Annotated in this window: 13 protein-coding genes; 11 read left to right on the top strand and 2 right to left on the bottom strand. The window is 75.3% G+C overall.

Annotated features, from left to right (window positions below; all coding sequences use genetic code 11):
• The 11 genes from ACI79Q_RS02925 to ACI79Q_RS02875 form a co-directional block, all read left to right on the top strand.
• Positions 1–527: tripartite tricarboxylate transporter TctB family protein (locus tag ACI79Q_RS02925; RefSeq protein WP_456614102.1), on the top strand; the 527-nt coding region annotated here is incomplete at its 5' end.
• A 3-nt stretch (positions 528–530) separates the two neighbouring features.
• Entirely contained in the window at positions 531–2,225 is a 1,695-nt protein-coding gene (locus ACI79Q_RS02920; protein WP_456591058.1) for a tripartite tricarboxylate transporter permease, read from the top strand.
• Positions 2,226–2,291: 66 nt separating this feature from the next.
• Positions 2,292–2,957, top strand: a complete 666-nt coding sequence (locus ACI79Q_RS02915; protein ID WP_456614101.1) for a 3-oxoacid CoA-transferase subunit A — start codon at positions 2,292–2,294, stop codon at positions 2,955–2,957.
• Positions 2,954–3,625, top strand: a complete 672-nt coding sequence (locus tag ACI79Q_RS02910) for a 3-oxoacid CoA-transferase subunit B (RefSeq protein ID WP_456614100.1) — start codon at positions 2,954–2,956, stop codon at positions 3,623–3,625. Before ACI79Q_RS02915 ends, ACI79Q_RS02910 begins: the two co-directional genes overlap by 4 nt.
• 86 nt (positions 3,626–3,711) lie before the next feature.
• Complete coding sequence (locus ACI79Q_RS02905; protein ID WP_456591061.1) at positions 3,712–5,202, top strand: HAD-IIIA family hydrolase; 1,491 nt, start codon at positions 3,712–3,714, stop codon at positions 5,200–5,202.
• Positions 5,199–6,206, top strand: coding sequence for a glycosyltransferase family 9 protein (locus tag ACI79Q_RS02900; RefSeq protein WP_456591062.1), 1,008 nt, complete (start codon positions 5,199–5,201; stop codon positions 6,204–6,206). Before ACI79Q_RS02905 ends, ACI79Q_RS02900 begins: the two co-directional genes overlap by 4 nt.
• Positions 6,203–7,183, top strand: a complete 981-nt coding sequence (locus tag ACI79Q_RS02895; RefSeq protein WP_456600539.1) for a glycosyltransferase — start codon at positions 6,203–6,205, stop codon at positions 7,181–7,183. Before ACI79Q_RS02900 ends, ACI79Q_RS02895 begins: the two co-directional genes overlap by 4 nt.
• Entirely contained in the window at positions 7,180–8,394 is a 1,215-nt protein-coding gene (locus tag ACI79Q_RS02890) for a glycosyltransferase (RefSeq protein ID WP_456614099.1), read from the top strand. The genes ACI79Q_RS02895 and ACI79Q_RS02890 overlap by 4 nt, the downstream gene beginning before the upstream one ends.
• Positions 8,391–9,086: a D-sedoheptulose-7-phosphate isomerase gene (locus ACI79Q_RS02885; protein ID WP_456591065.1), complete on the top strand. Its 696-nt coding sequence runs from the start codon at positions 8,391–8,393 to the stop codon at positions 9,084–9,086. The genes ACI79Q_RS02890 and ACI79Q_RS02885 overlap by 4 nt, the downstream gene beginning before the upstream one ends.
• Positions 9,083–10,453, top strand: coding sequence for a D-glycero-beta-D-manno-heptose 1-phosphate adenylyltransferase (gene rfaE2 / locus ACI79Q_RS02880; protein WP_456614098.1), 1,371 nt, complete (start codon positions 9,083–9,085; stop codon positions 10,451–10,453). Before ACI79Q_RS02885 ends, rfaE2 begins: the two co-directional genes overlap by 4 nt.
• 85 nt (positions 10,454–10,538) lie before the next feature.
• Positions 10,539–11,507, top strand: a complete 969-nt coding sequence (locus ACI79Q_RS02875) for a glycosyltransferase family 9 protein (RefSeq protein WP_456591067.1) — start codon at positions 10,539–10,541, stop codon at positions 11,505–11,507.
• Positions 11,508–11,571: 64 nt separating this feature from the next.
• Here ACI79Q_RS02875 and ACI79Q_RS02870 read toward each other — a convergent pair whose 3' ends face one another.
• Together ACI79Q_RS02870 and ACI79Q_RS02865 are read right to left on the bottom strand one after the other, a co-directional pair.
• Positions 11,572–13,203, bottom strand: coding sequence for a substrate-binding domain-containing protein (locus ACI79Q_RS02870; RefSeq protein ID WP_456591068.1), 1,632 nt, complete (start codon positions 13,201–13,203; stop codon positions 11,572–11,574).
• A 118-nt stretch (positions 13,204–13,321) separates the two neighbouring features.
• Positions 13,322–14,311: a UDP-glucuronic acid decarboxylase family protein gene (locus tag ACI79Q_RS02865; protein WP_456591069.1), complete on the bottom strand. Its 990-nt coding sequence runs from the start codon at positions 14,309–14,311 to the stop codon at positions 13,322–13,324.
• Positions 14,312–14,379: the final 68 nt, after the last annotated feature.

The raw sequence follows: 14,379 nt of genomic DNA, 5'->3' as shown, positions 1-14,379 counted from the left end.
TCGCGGGGGCCGGTGCCGCACCGGCCCCCGCGACGCACGCCCCGGCCCCGCCCGTGCCTTCCCCGGAGACCTGGATGTCCAAGCAGTTGCACCGGATCGCCCCCTTGATCCTGGTGCTCCTCGGTGTGGCCGCGATGCTGGGCGCCCGCAACCTGGGGCTCGGCGAGATGAGTGCGCCCGGCCCCGGCCTCTGGCCGTTCATCGTCGCGCTCCTGCTCACCCTCACCGGCGTGGTGCTGCTCTTCATCGACGACCCCGAGGACTACGAGCCGTGGACCGGGGGCACGCTCAAGATCGTCCTCGGGCTGGCCGGCCTCGCTGTGTTCGTCGTGCTGTTCCAGACCATCGGGTTCTTCGTCTCGGCCGTGCTCATGCTGCTCTTCTGGCTGCGGGTGTTCGCCCGGGAGCCGTGGCGCTGGGCCGTCCCCCTCGCGGTGATCGGAGCGCTGGTGTTCCACCTGCTGTTCGTCGAGGCGCTCGCCGTGCCGTTCCCCGACGGCATCGTCTTCGCACCGGTCGGGAGCTGAGCGATGGACGTCCTCGACGGCATCGGCCAGGGCTTCTCCGTCGCCCTGGACCCGGTGAACCTGCTCTACGTCTTTCTCGGCGTGCTGATCGGCACGGTCATCGGCGTGCTGCCGGGCCTCGGCCCGACGGCGACGATCGCGCTGCTGCTGCCGATCACCTACGAGATCGAGCCGGTCACCGCGGTCATCCTGCTGGCGGGCATCTACTACGGGTCGATGTACGGCGGCACGATCACCTCGGTGCTCCTGCAGCTGCCCGGTGAGGCCGCCTCGGTCGTCACGACCTTCGACGGCTACCAGATGGCGAAGCAGGGCAGGGCCGGGCCGGCCCTGGGCATCGCCGCGATCGGCTCGTGGATCGGTGGCACCGTCTCCGTCATCGGGCTGGTCCTGCTCGCGCCGCCGCTGGCCCAGCTCGCCGTCTCCTTCGGCTCGCAGGAGTATGTGGCGCTCACCGCGCTCGGCATCCTGCTGGTCACCTACCTGGGCACGCGACACCCGGTGAAGAGTTTGTCCATGGCCGCGCTCGGCCTGCTCCTGGCCACGATCGGCCAGGACCTCGTCACCGGGACCACCCGCTTCACCTTCGGCGAGATCTCGCTCTTCGACGGGCTGGACTTCGTCGCGGTCGCGATGGGGCTCTTCGGCGTCGGCGAGATCCTCTACAACGTCGAGAAGACGGAGAAGGCCCAGTCCGTCATCGGCAAGGTCAAGAACATCTGGCCCAGCCGCAAGGACTTCCGCGACTCCTCCGGCGCGATCGCCCGCGGCTCGGTGCTGGGCTTCTTCATCGGCGTGCTGCCCGGCGGTGGCGGCGTCATCTCCTCGCTGGCCTCCTACGCGATGGAGAAGCGGCGGGCCAAGGACCCGACCCGGTTCGGCAAGGGCGCCATCGAGGGCGTCGCCGGCCCGGAGACGGCGAACAACGCCTCCTCCACCTCGGCGTTCATCCCGCTGCTCACCCTCGGCATCCCGCCCAACGTGGTGCTTGCGCTGATCTTCGGCGCGCTGCTCGTTCAGGGCATCACGCCGGGATCGCAGCTCATCACGAACAACCCCGACATCTTCTGGGGCGTCATCGCCTCGATGGCGATCGGCAACCTGATGCTGCTGATCCTGAACCTGCCGCTCGTCGGCTTCTTCGTGCAGCTGCTGCGGGTGCGCGCCGGCATCCTCGCCGCCTTCGCTCTCATGGTCACGATGGCCGGCGTCTTCTCGGTCAACAACGACCCCTTCGACATGTGGGTCGTGCTGGTCTTCGGCGTCATCGGCTGGCTGATGAAGAAGACCGGGTTCGAGCCGGGCCCGCTGGTGCTGGCGTTCGTCCTCGGGTCGATCCTCGAGACGAACTTCCGCCGGTCGATGCTGCTCTCCGGCGGCGAGTGGTCGACCTTCTTCACCCGGCCGATGTCGGGCACCCTCTTCGCCCTGATGGCCCTGCTGATCATCTTCAGCACCGTCGCCGGCATCCGGCGCCGTCGGCGCAGCCGCCCGGCCACGCCGGGGGAGGAGGACCTCGCGGCGACCGGGACCACCGCCGAGACCGAGGGCAGCCCGGGCGCGGAGACCACCGACGACGCCGAGGGCGCCACGACGGGGGCGCCGCGGGACGGTGCCGGGGGCGCGGGCTCCACCGGGGCGACCGGCTCGACCGGGTCGACGGCGCAGGGCAGGGGGCCGGGGCCCGATCGTTCCTGACCGATCGCGGCGGGTACCGCCGTCAGCACCCGGTCGCCCAGCGCCGGCACCACCCCTGGGGGGACAGTGATCGACAAGAGGGTCGGCTCGCTCGCGGCCGCCGTCGAGGGCATCGCCGACGGCGCGACCGTCCTCGTCGGCGGCTTCGGTGCCGCCGGTGTGCCGGTGGAGCTCGTGCACGCGCTCCTCGAACAGGGCGCGCGTGACCTGACCATCGTCACCAACAACGCCGGCAGCGGGGAGACCGACGTCGCCGCGCTCATCCGGGAACGCCGGGTGCACAAGATCATCTGCTCGTACCCGCGGTCGGCCGGCTCGATCTGGTTCGAGGAGTTCTACCGGGCCGGCGACATCGAGCTGGAGCTCGTCCCACAGGGCACGCTCAGCGAGCGGATGCGCGCGGCGGGCGCGGGGCTGGGCGGCTTCTTCACCCCCGCCGGCGCGGACTCGCTGCTGGCCCGCGGCAAGGAGGTGCGGATGATCGCCGGACGGCGGCAGGTCTTCGAGGAGCCGTTGCGGGGCGACGTCGCGCTGGTCAAGGCGCTGCGCGCCGACCGCTGGGGCAACCTCGTCTACAACAAGGCGGCCCGGAACTTCGGCCCGACGATGGCCACCGCGGCCGAGCTCACCGTCGTGCAGGTGCGGGAGTTCGTCGAGCTGGGGGAGCTGGACCCCGAGGCCGTCGTGACCCCGGGCATCTTCGTCGACCGGGTCGTGGAGGTGGGGGTGTGAGCATCTCCCCGCTGTCGCAGACCGAGATGGCCGCCCGGGTGGCCCGCGACATCCCCGACGGCTCCTACGTGAACCTGGGGATCGGCATGCCCACGCTCGTCGGCGACGTCGTCTCCGCCGGCAAGGAGATCGTCTTCCACAGCGAGAACGGCATCCTCGGCATGGGCCCCGCGCCGGCGCCCGGCGAGGAGGACTGGGAGCTGATCAACGCCGGCAAGGCGCCGGTCACGCTCGTCCCCGGCGGCTCCTACTTCCACCACACCGACTCGTTCATGATGATGCGCGGCGGCCACATCGACGTCACCGTGCTGGGCGCCTTCCAGGTCTCCGCACAGGGCGACCTCGCCAACTGGGCCACCGACGACGCACACCTCCCGCCCGCGGTCGGCGGGGCCATGGACCTCGCCGTCGGCGCCAAGCGGGTGCTCGTGCTGATGATGCACACCACGCCCGACGGCCGGCCCAAGCTACTGCCGGAGTGCACGTACCCGCTGACCGCCGCGCGCGTCGTGCACCGGATCTACACCGAGCTCGCGGTCATCGACGTGGGGCCGGCCGGCCTCGTGGTGCGCGAGATGGTCGCCGGGCTCTCCCGCGAGGAGCTGCAGCGGCGCACCGCCGCCCCGCTGCACTTCGCCGACGAGGTCGGGGAGCTGCGGGTCTCCTGAGCCCGGGCGGCCCCTGATCGGCTGACGCGGGTAAACACTTCAAGCCCGTAGTGTTTCGCCCGTACGAGAACGGGCAGGACGCGATCATGCTCGCGCAGTGCACCGTCGTCGTGCCGACGATCGGGCGACCCTCGCTCGACGTCCTGCTCGACGCGCTGGCCGCCGCCCCCGGCCCGCGCCCGGCCGAGCTGGTCGTCGTCGACGACCGCCCCACCGGGGAGCCGCTGCACCCCGACCGCCCCGGCCTGCCGCCGGTCCGGGTCGTCCGCACCGGCGGCGGAGGCCCGGCCCGGGCCCGCAACCTCGGCTGGCGCACCGCCCGCACCGAGTGGATCGCCTTCCTCGACGACGACGTCGTGCCCGACCCCGACTGGTACCAGCGGCTCGAGGCCGATCTCGCCGACCTGCCGGCCGACGTCGCGGGCAGCCAGGGCCGGGTGCGGGTGCCCCTGCCGGAGCACCGGCGGCCCACCGACTGGGAGCGCGGCACCGCGGGGCTCGCCACCGCCAGCTGGATCACCGCCGACCTCGCCTACCGCCGCAGCGCCCTGGCCGCGGTGGGGGGCTTCGACGAGCGCTTCCCCCGTGCCTTCCGCGAGGACTCCGACCTCGCACTGCGGGTCATGGACACCGGTGCCCGGCTCGTCCGCGGGCAGCGCTGGATCACCCACCCGGTCCGGCCCACCGACCGCTGGGTCAGCGTGCGCGTGCAGGCCGGGAACGCCGACGACGTCCTCATGCGGCGCCTGCACGGACCCGGCTGGCGGGAGCGGGCCGACGCCGCGCTCGGTCGCCGGCCGCAGCACACGGCCGTCACCGCGGCGGCGCTGGCCGCGCTCGGCCTGGCCGCCGCCCGCCGGCCCCGGGCCGCCCTCGCCGCGGCCGCCGCCTGGGCGGCGGGCACCGCCGAGTTCGCCTGGCGGCGCATCGCCCCCGGCCCGCGGGACCGCGCCGAGGTCACCACCATGCTCGCCACCAGCGCGCTCATCCCGCCGCTGGCCACCTGGCACTGGATGCGCGGCGTCGTGCAGCACGTGGGTGTGCCGGCGTGGCGCGGGCTGCCCGACCTGGTGCTCTTCGACCGCGACGGCACCCTGGTGCACGACTTCCCCTACAACGGCGACCCGGAGTGGGTGCGGCCGGTGGACGGCGCGGCGGAGGCCCTCGACCGGTTGCGCGCCCGCGGCGTGCGGGTCGGCGTCGTGAGCAACCAGTCCGGCGTGGCCCGCGGGCTGATCACGCCCGACCAGGTGGACGCCTGCATGAAGCGGCTCGACGAGCTGCTCGGCCCCTTCGAGACGGTGCAGGTCTGCCCGCACGGGCCGGACGACGGCTGCGGCTGCCGGAAGCCGGCACCCGGCATGGTGCAGGCCGCCTGCGCCGAGCTGGGTGTGGAGCCGGCCCGGTGCGTGGTCATCGGCGACATCGGCGCCGACGTCGAGGCGGCGGCCGCGGCGGGCGCCCGCGGCATCCTGGTGCCGACCCCGGTCACCCGCGCCGAGGAGGTGGCGGCGGCGCGGCAGCGGGCGGCGACCCTGCCCGAGGCGGTCGACGACGTCCTGGCCGGGCGCTGGTGAGCACCCCCCGCACCGTCCTGGTCGCCCGGCTCGACAACGCCGGTGACGTGCTCCTGCAGGGTCCGCTCGTCCGCGCCGTCGCGCACGGTGCCGACCGCGTCGTCTTCCTCGCCGGCCCGGCCGGTGCGGCAGCGGCGGAGCTGCTCCCGGGCGTCGACGAGGTGTGGACCTGGGCCTGCCCGTGGATCCTCGGTGATCCCCCACCGGTCGACGCCGACGACCTCGCCCGGCTCACCGACCGCGTCCGGGCGCTCGCCCCGGACGAGGCGGTGATCTCCACGTCGTTCCACCAGTCGCCGCTGCCGCTGGCGCTGGTGCTCCGCGCGGCCGGCGTCCCCCGCATCTCGGCGATCAGCGTGGACTACCCCGGCACGCTGCTCGACGTCCGCCACCGGGTCGACGACGACCTCCCCGAGCCCGAGCGGGCGCTGTCCCTCGCCCAGGCCGCGGGCTTCGAGCTGCCGGCCGGCGACGACGGCCGGCTCTCCGTGCGCCGGCCCCTGCCCCCGGTCGCGCACGCCCCCGGCTATGTCGTGCTCCACCCCGGGGCCTCGGTGCCGGCCCGCGCCTGGCCCGCGCCGCGCTGCGCCGAGGCGGTCGAGGCGCTCGCCGACGCCGGCCACCGGGTGCTGGTCACCGGCGGGCCGGGGGAGCGGGGGCTCACCGCATCCGTCGCCGGCACCCGCGGGGTCGACCTGGGCGGGGAGACCTCCCTGGCCGAGATGGCGGCGCTGCTCGACGGCGCCGCGGCGGTCGTCGTCGGCAACACCGGGCCGGCGCACCTCGCTGCCGCCGTCGGCACCCCGGTGGTCTCGCTGTTCGCCCCGGTCGTGCCCGCCGTCCGCTGGGCGCCCTACGGCGTGCCCAGCGTGCTGCTGGGCGACCAGGCGGCGCCCTGCCGCGACACCCGGGCCCGGGAGTGCCCGGTGCCCGGCCACCCCTGTCTGACCTCCGTGACCGCGTCCGACGTGGTCGCTGCCGTGGAGAAGCTGGTGAGTGCATGAAGGTCCTGGTCTGGCACGTGCACGGCTCGTGGACGACCGCGTTCGTCCAGGGCCGGCACGAGTACCTGATCCCGGTGACCCCGGGCCGCGACGGCGACGGCCTGGGCCGCGCCCGCACGTGGGACTGGCCGGCGGCGGCGCGGGAGGTCACCCCGGCGCAGCTGCGGGAGGAGCAGCCCGACGTCGTCGTGCTGCAGCGCAGGCGGGACCTCGAGCTGGTGCGCGAGTGGCTGGGGCGCGAGCCCGGCCGCGACCTGCCCGCGGTGTTCCTCGAGCACAACGCGCCCGGGCTGGAGCCCGGTGACGGACCGGTTCCGCACACCCGGCACCCGATGGCCGACCGGGACGACATCCCGATCGCCCACGTCACCTTCTTCAACGAGCTCTTCTACGACAACGGCCGGGCGCCGACGACGGTGATCGAGCACGGCATCGTCGATCCGGGGGAGCGCTGGACCGGCGAGCTGGCCCGCGCCGCCGTCGTCACCAACGAGCCGGTGCGCCGCGGCCGCACCGTCGGCGCCGACCTGCTCCCCGGCCTCGCCGCGGTGGCGCCGGTCGACGTCTTCGGCATGGGCCTGGCCGGCCTGCACGAGACGTACGGCCTGGCCCCCGAGCGGGTGGAGCTGTTCGACGACCCGCCGCAGGCGGCGATGCACGCGGAGCTGGTCCGCCGCCGGGTGTACGTGCACCCGGTGCGCTGGACATCGCTCGGGCTCTCCCTGCTGGAGGCGATGCACCTGGGCATGCCGGTGGTCGCGCTGGCCACCACCGAGGTGGTCGAGGCCGTGCCCGCCGCGGCCGGGGTCATCTCCACCCGCCCCGAGCGGCTGTGGGCCGCCGTCCGGGAGTTCCTGCACGACGAGGACGCCGCCCGGCTGGCCGGCAAGGCCGCTCGCGCGGCGGCGCTCGAGCGCTACGGACTGGACCGCTTCCTGCGTGACTGGGACGCGCTCCTGGAGGAGGTGACCCGATGAGGATCGACCTGGTCAGCGAGCACGCCAGCCCGCTCGCCGCGATCGGCGGTGTCGACGCCGGCGGGCAGAACGTGCACGTCGCGGCGCTCGCCGCCGGGCTCGCGCAGCGCGGGCACGAGGTCACGGTGCACACCCGCCGCGACGACCCGGCCCTGCCCGAGCGGGTGACGACGGCGGACGGGTACGACGTCGTCCACGTCACCGCCGGCCCGGCCGAGGCGCTGCCCAAGGACGAGCTGCTCCCGCACATGCCGGCCTTCGCCCGGGTGCTGCGGCACGGCTGGGCGGCGCAGGCCCCCGACGTCGTGCACGCGCACTTCTGGATGAGCGGCCTGGCGTCGGTCGAGGCGTCGGCCAGCCTGCTCGCCCCGGTCCCGGTGCTGCAGACCTTCCACGCGCTCGGCTCGGTCAAGCGCCGTCACCAGGGCGACGCCGACACCTCCCCGGCCGAGCGGATCGATCTCGAGCGCGGGCTGTGTCGCGACGTCGCCCACGTGGTGGCCACCTGCTCCGACGAGGTGTTCGAGCTGCGGCGGCTCGGGCTGCCCAGCGACCGGGTCTCGATCGTGCCGTGCGGGGTGGACACCTCGGTGTTCACCCCCCGCGGCCCGGTGGCCCCGAAGGGCGAGCGGAAGCGGCTGCTGGTCCTCGGCCGGCTCGTCGAGCGCAAGGGCCAGGACGACGCCGTCCGGGCGCTGCGCGCGGTGCCCGACGCGGAGCTGATCGTGGTCGGGGGCCCCGCGCCCGACGCCGTCGACGCCGATCCGGAGGTGCGCCGGCTGCGCGGCATCGCCGCCGAGGTGGGGGTGGCCGACCGGCTGGTCTTCGCCGGATCCGTGGCCCGCGCCGACGTCCCCGCCTGGGTGCGCTCGGCCGACGTCGTGCTCGCCGTCCCCTGGTACGAACCCTTCGGCATCACCCCGCTGGAGGCCATGGCCTGCGGGCGGCCCGTCGTCGCCACCGCCGTCGGCGGGCTGCAGGACACCGTCGCCGACGGCGTCACCGGCGACCTCGTGCCCCCGCGCGACCCCGAGCGGCTCGGCGAGGTGCTCGCCGCGCTGCTCGCCGACGACGACCGCCGCGCCGCCTACGGGGCCGCCGGGGTGAAGCGGGCCCGCGCCCGCTACCGCTGGGCCCGCGTCGTCGCCGACACCGAAACCGTCTACCGCCAGGTCCTCGCCCGGCGCCGTCCCGTGGAGGTCGCCCGATGAGCGCCAGCCCGCACTCGTTCCTCGAGAACGTCCTGGCGCAGGACTCGGCGCAAGTCCCGGCGCCGGACTCCTGCACCCACCTCACCGGCGCCGACCACGTCGCCTCGCTGCGGGAGGCGCTCCGCTCGCTGGACGCGCAGCTGCCGGTCCTCGACCGCTGGGGCCGGCTGCTCGCCGACGTGCTGTGCGGGGAGTCCCGCGGCCGGCTGCTCGCCGCGGGCAACGGCGGGAGCGCCGCGCAGGCCCAGCACCTCACCGCGGAGCTGGTGGGCCGCTACCGCGCCGACCGCCCGCCGTTCTCGGCGATCTGCCTCACCGCGGAGACGTCGTCGCTGACCGCCATCGCCAACGACTACCCGGCCGACGAGCTGTTCGCCCGCCAGGTGGAGGCCCACGGCCGCGCGGGCGACGTGCTGGTCCTGCTGTCGACGTCGGGCCGCTCGCCCAACGCGGTGGCCGCCGCACGCCGGGCCCGCGCGTGCGGCATCACCACGCTGGCGATCACCGGCCCGGCGCCCAACCCGCTGGCCGCGGCCGCCGACGAGGCGGTCTGCATCGACTCCCCGTGGACCGCCACCGTCCAGGAGTGCCACCTGGTCGCCCTGCACCTGGTCTGCGCGGCCTTCGACGCCGCCGTGCTCGCCGAGGCGCCGCGGGTTCCCGACGGGCCCTCGTTCGAGGCGGCGAAGTGAGCGCCCGGCCGCTGGTCGTCGTCGGGGACGCGCTGCTCGACGTCGACCTGGTCGGCACCGCGTCGCGGCTGACCCCCGATGCCCCCGTGCCGGTGGTGGAGGAGATCGAGCGGCACGAGCGCCCCGGTGGCGCCGCGCTGGCGGCGGTCATCGCCGCGGCGTCGGGTGGGCGCGAGGTGGTGCTCGTGGCGCCGATGGACGCCGACGAGGACGCCGACCGGCTGCGCGCCCTGCTCGCCGGCCGGGTGCGCCTGATCGAGATCCCGGCCACCGGCGGCACCGCCGTCAAGCAGCGGGTGCGGGTGGGTGACCACTCCGTCGCCCGGCTGGACAGCGGCGCGCCGGTCGCGGTGCTCGGCGAGCTGCCGGCCGCGGCCGCCGCGGTGATCCGCGACGCCGCCGCCGTCCTCGTCGCCGACTACGGCCGGGGGACGACGGCCGACCCCGCCGTGCGCGCCGCGCTCGCCGAGGCCCGCGGCCCGGTGGTCTGGGACCCGCATCCCCGCGGCGCGGACCCGGTGCCCAACGCCCGGCTGGTCACGCCGAACGGCGCGGAGGCGGCCCGCGTCGCCGCCGACGCCGCCACCGGGACCGGGCTGGCCGCCGTGGGGGCCCGGGCCGAGGCGCTCATCCGGCAGTGGGGGGTCGGCGCGGTCGCCGTCACCCTGGGCGCCCGCGGCGCGCTGCTCTCCTACGGCTCCGGCGCCCCCATGGTGGTGCCCGCGGTCGCGGTCACCGGCGGGGACCCGTGCGGCGCCGGCGACTCCTTCGCCGCAGCGGCGGCGCTGGCCCTCGCCGACGGCGCCGTCACCGGCGAGGCCGTGGCCGCCGCGGTCGCCTTCGCCTCGGCGTTCGTCGCCCGCGGCGGGGCGACCGCCTGGGACGCCGACGAGCGGGTCGAGGCCGAGGTGGCCGCCGAGCCCGGCGCCGAGGCCGTCATCGCCCGGGTGCGGGCGGCCGGCGGCACCGTCGTCGCGACCGGCGGCTGCTTCGACCTGCTGCACCCCGGGCACGTCGCCACGCTGCGCGCCGCCCGCGGGCTGGGCGACTGCCTGGTGGTGTGCATCAACTCCGACGACTCGGTCCGCCGGCTCAAGGGGCCCACGCGGCCCCTGGTCACCGCCGCCGACCGCGCCCGCGTGCTCGAGGCGCTCGAGTTCGTCGACGCGGTGCTCGTCTTCGACGAGGACACCCCCACCCAGGTGCTCGACCGGTTGCGCCCCGACGTGTGGGCCAAGGGCGGCGACTACGCCGGTGCGGACCTGCCCGAGGCCGAGGTGCTGCGCACCTGGGGCGGCCAGGCCGTCGTCCTGCCCTACCTCGACGGCCACTCGACCACGGCTCTGGTCGAGCGCTCCCGCGTGTGAGGCCCGCCGTGCTGACAGGCATAGGAAGCTTTACCTGTGGATCCGCCCCCGATTCCGCAGGCATGGCTTCCTATGCCCGGGTCTGGTGAGCGCCGCGCCGCCGGTCGCGGTCGTCCTGCGGCCGCTGGGGCTCGGTGACCTGCTGACCGGGGTGCCGGCGATCCGGGCGGTGCGGGCGGCCGTACCCGGGCACCGGCTGGTGCTCGCGACGACGTCGGCGCTGCGACCGCTGGCCGAGCTGATCGACGCCGTCGACGAGGTGCTGCCGGCGCGCGAGCTCGAACCGCTGGACTGGAGCGGGCCGCCGCCGGAGCTCGCCGTCGACCTGCACGGCAAGGGCCCGGCGTCGCACGTGGTCGTCGCCGACCTGCAGCCCCGGCGACTGCTCACCTTCGACAGCCCCGGTTACCCCGGGCCCACCTGGTACCCCGACGAGCACGAGGTCCGGCGCTGGTGCCGGCTGGTCGCCGAGGGGTTGGGCGTCGACGCCGACCCGGACGCGCTGGACATCGCGGTGCCCGCCGTGCCCCCGCCGGTCCGCGGCGCCGCGGTCGTGCACCCGGGGGCGGCGTTCCCGGGCCGGCGCTGGCCGCCCGAGCGCTTCGCCGCCGTCGCCCGCCACCTCGCCGACGCCGGCCACGACGTGCGGATCACCGGCGGCCCGGCGGAGGTCGAGCTCGCCCGGTCGGTGGCCGCGGCGGCGGGGCTGCCGGACGCCGCGGTGCTGGCCGGCCGGACCACGTCGCTGGAGCTGGCCGCCGTGGTGGCGGCGGCCGACCTGGTCGTGTGCGGCGACACCGGCGTCGCGCACCTGGCCACCGCCTACCGGCGGCCGTCGGTGGTGCTCTTCGGCCCCGTCTCCCCGGCGCTGTGGGGACCGCCGCCGCGGCCGCAGCACGTCGTGCTCTGGCACGGCGACGGCACCGGCGACCCCTGGGGCACCGACCTCGACCCCGCGCTGGCGACGATCACCGTGGAGGAAGTGGTCGATGCGCTGGACCGGTTGATGCACGGTCAGGCCGAGTGGGCCCCGGAGGGGTCCGCGCAGGCCTGACGCAGCGGCTCAGCGTGCCGGGGGACGGCACGTGGTTGGCGGTGTCGTCCGGAGGACGACGATGTCACGAGCGCTGGCGGAGGGCGTCGAAGAGCACGGTCTGCAGGTCGTTCTCGTCGACCGCGGAGTACGCCGCGCCCCCCGTGGCCTCGGCGATCCGCTCGAGGGAGCTCAGGTCGGCGTCCGGCCCCAGGGCCACACCGATGACCTTGATCGGCCGCTGCGGATCCGCCTCGGCTTCGAGCGTGCTGAGCAGGTCCTCCAGGCTGATGCCCTCGGCGTCGTCCTCGTTCGTGCCGTCGGTGACCATGAGCACGCTGTTCACCGCGGTGGGGTCGTAGTTCTCCCGCGCCGACCGCACCGCCGCCAGGGTGGTGTCGTACAGCCCCGTCCCGCCCGGCGTGAGCCGCTCGGGGATGGTGTCCAGCTGCTCGTCGAGCACCTCGCGCTGGGTCCGGCCGTCGACGACGTCGTCCAGCTCGCGGGTGGGGACGAGCTCCGTCCAGTCCTGGTCGCCCTGCATCTCGTAGGCGAAGGCCCACAGCCCGAGGGCGTAGTCGTCGGGCACCAGGGAGAGCGTGCTCTTAGCGGCGTCGCGGGCGAGGGTCGCGCGGGTGCCGTCGCCGACCGGCGCCCGCATCGACGTCGACACGTCGAAGACCGTCAGCACCCGCGACGGGGCCGCGAGGCTGGACAGCCGGGTGAGCAGCGCCTGCACCTGCTGGGGGTCCAGCGGCAGCACCGGCGGGCTCGCCTCGGCGATGCCGCTGTCGGGACCGGCCCCGGGAGGCGCCGCGCCCTCGGGGCCGCGGAAGCCGGCGTCCCGGACGGTGGCCTGCGCGTCCTCGGACAGCAGCCGGTCGACCACGACGTCGACGGCCTGCTGCTCGGGCCCCGTCGGGGAGCCCACCCGGAGCACCGGGTAGTCGAGGACCGGCGAGCCCTCGGCGGGGTAGACGGCGGCCAGGGCGGAGTCCTCGGCTTCCTGGTGGTCGGCGTACACGACCTGCTCGCTCACGGGGACCAGCGGCGCGTCGGCGCCGCCCTCGCTCCCGGCGGTCAGCGCCTCGGCGGGGGAGAGGGCGGTGCTGCGCGCGGAGGCGAGCACCGCCTGCACCACGGCGTTGTCGGCGTCCGCGTCCGCGCCCAGGGCGGTGCGCACCGCGGCCAGCGCGGCCAGCCCCTCGGCGCTCGCGGCGAGGTCGGGCACGGCCAGCGGCCGGCCGGTGCCCAGGGCCTCGGCCCAGCCCGGGCCCGAGTCGGCCCAGCCGAGCTCGTCGACGACCGCCTCGCTGGTGGCCAGGACGACCGGGGAGACCGCCATGGAGCCGGCCGGGTCGAGGTCGCGGGAGGAGACCCGCGCCGCCCACAGCGACGAATCGGGCACCCACACCTCCGGCAGCGCCTCCTCGTCGAGGACGCTCAGGTCACCGGCGGTCTGCAGCGGTTCCCGGGCCGTCACCTCGGCGGTGATGCAGAGGGAGCCATCGGGGGACTCCACCTCGCCGAGCAGGTCCCCGGCCACCTCGGACAGCTCCGGGGCCACGGTCACGCCCACGGTCACCTGCTCGTCGCAGCCGCGGCCCACGAGCCACCACACGAGTCCACCGGCGACCAGCACGAGTGCGACGCCGGCGGCGACGAGGACGGGAAGTAACGGACGGCGCGTGGCTGCGGGATCTGCGTGGCGGCCCATGCTCGCTCTCTGAGGTCGACTCGAGGTGGATGCGGCTCCACCTGAGCTCGCCTCTCCAGATTAGATGTGTCCCACGTCGCTCTGGGGTGACTCTCGTCGCACGTCCGATGACGGTGTGTCAGACCGCCTCGGCGGCGACGGCGTTCCGCTGGGCGGCGAACCAGTCGACGGTGCGCCGCAGCCCCTGCTCGGAGGTCACCTGCGGCCGCCAGCCCAGCAGCTGCTCGGCGCGGCTGGTGTCGGGGCGGCGGACCTTGGGGTCGTCGACGGGCAGGGGGATGTGGTCGATCGGGGAGTCCGAGGCGGTGAGCTGCACGATCCAGCGGGCCAGCGCCAGCATCGACAGCTCGTCGGGGTTGCCGATGTTCACCGGGCCCGGGTGCTCGGAGAACGCCAGCGCGAGGATGCCGGCGACGGTGTCGTCGACGTAGCAGATGGAGCGGGTCTGGGAGCCGTCGCCGGCCACGGTGAGCGGGCGGCCGTCCAGGGCCTGGTTGACGAAGGCGGGGATCGCCCGGCCGTCGTCGGCGCGCATCCGGGGCCCGTAGGTGTTGAAGATCCGCACGATGCCGGTGTCGGTGCCCTTCGACGTCCGGTAGGCGGTGGTCAGCGCCTCGCTGAACCGCTTGGCCTCGTCGTAGACCCCGCGGGGGCCGACCGGGTTGACGTTGCCCCAGTACTCCTCGGTCTGCGGGTGCTGCAGCGGGTCGCCGTAGACCTCGGAGGTGGAGGCCAGCACGTAGCGGGCGCCCTTGTCGTGGGCCAGGCCCAGGGTGTGCAGGGTGCCCAGGCTGCCGACCTTGAGGGTCTCGATCGGCATCTTCAGGTAGTCGATCGGGCTGGCCGGCGAGGCGAAGTGCAGTACCAGGTCCACCGGGCCGGGGACGTGCACGTAGTCGGTGACGTCGCAGCGGACCAGCCGGAACCCGGGGTGCTCCATCAGGTGTGCGACGTTCGCCGGGGAGCCGGTCAGGAAGTTGTCCAGGCAGACGACCTCCACCCCGCGCTCCAGGAGGTGCTCGCACAGGTGCGAGCCGAGGAACCCGGCACCGCCGGTGACCACCGCCCGCCGGATGGTGCGAGCCTCGCGTAGCCGTCCGTCCACCATGCCGCTGTCCTCCTGCGCTCTCGTCGGTGCGCGCGCCCGCGGGCACACCTGGCCGCGGACGTACCCGG

The organism is Blastococcus sp. SYSU DS0828, assembly GCF_054050975.1.
The sequence above is the reverse complement of the archived record's forward strand: the minus strand, read 5'-3'. Positions and strand labels throughout refer to the sequence as shown.

Coding starts and splice junctions, on each gene's coding strand:
- ACI79Q_RS02920 (WP_456591058.1), top strand. CDS start 531: ATGGACGTCCTCGACGGCATCGGCCAGGGCTTCTCCGTCGCCCTGGAC.
- ACI79Q_RS02905 (WP_456591061.1), top strand. CDS start 3,712: ATGCTCGCGCAGTGCACCGTCGTCGTGCCGACGATCGGGCGACCCTCG.
- ACI79Q_RS02895 (WP_456600539.1), top strand. CDS start 6,203: ATGAAGGTCCTGGTCTGGCACGTGCACGGCTCGTGGACGACCGCGTTC.
- ACI79Q_RS02890 (WP_456614099.1), top strand. CDS start 7,180: ATGAGGATCGACCTGGTCAGCGAGCACGCCAGCCCGCTCGCCGCGATC.
- ACI79Q_RS02885 (WP_456591065.1), top strand. CDS start 8,391: ATGAGCGCCAGCCCGCACTCGTTCCTCGAGAACGTCCTGGCGCAGGAC.
- ACI79Q_RS02870 (WP_456591068.1), bottom strand. CDS start 13,203: ATGGGCCGCCACGCAGATCCCGCAGCCACGCGCCGTCCGTTACTTCCC.
- ACI79Q_RS02865 (WP_456591069.1), bottom strand. CDS start 14,311: ATGGTGGACGGACGGCTACGCGAGGCTCGCACCATCCGGCGGGCGGTG.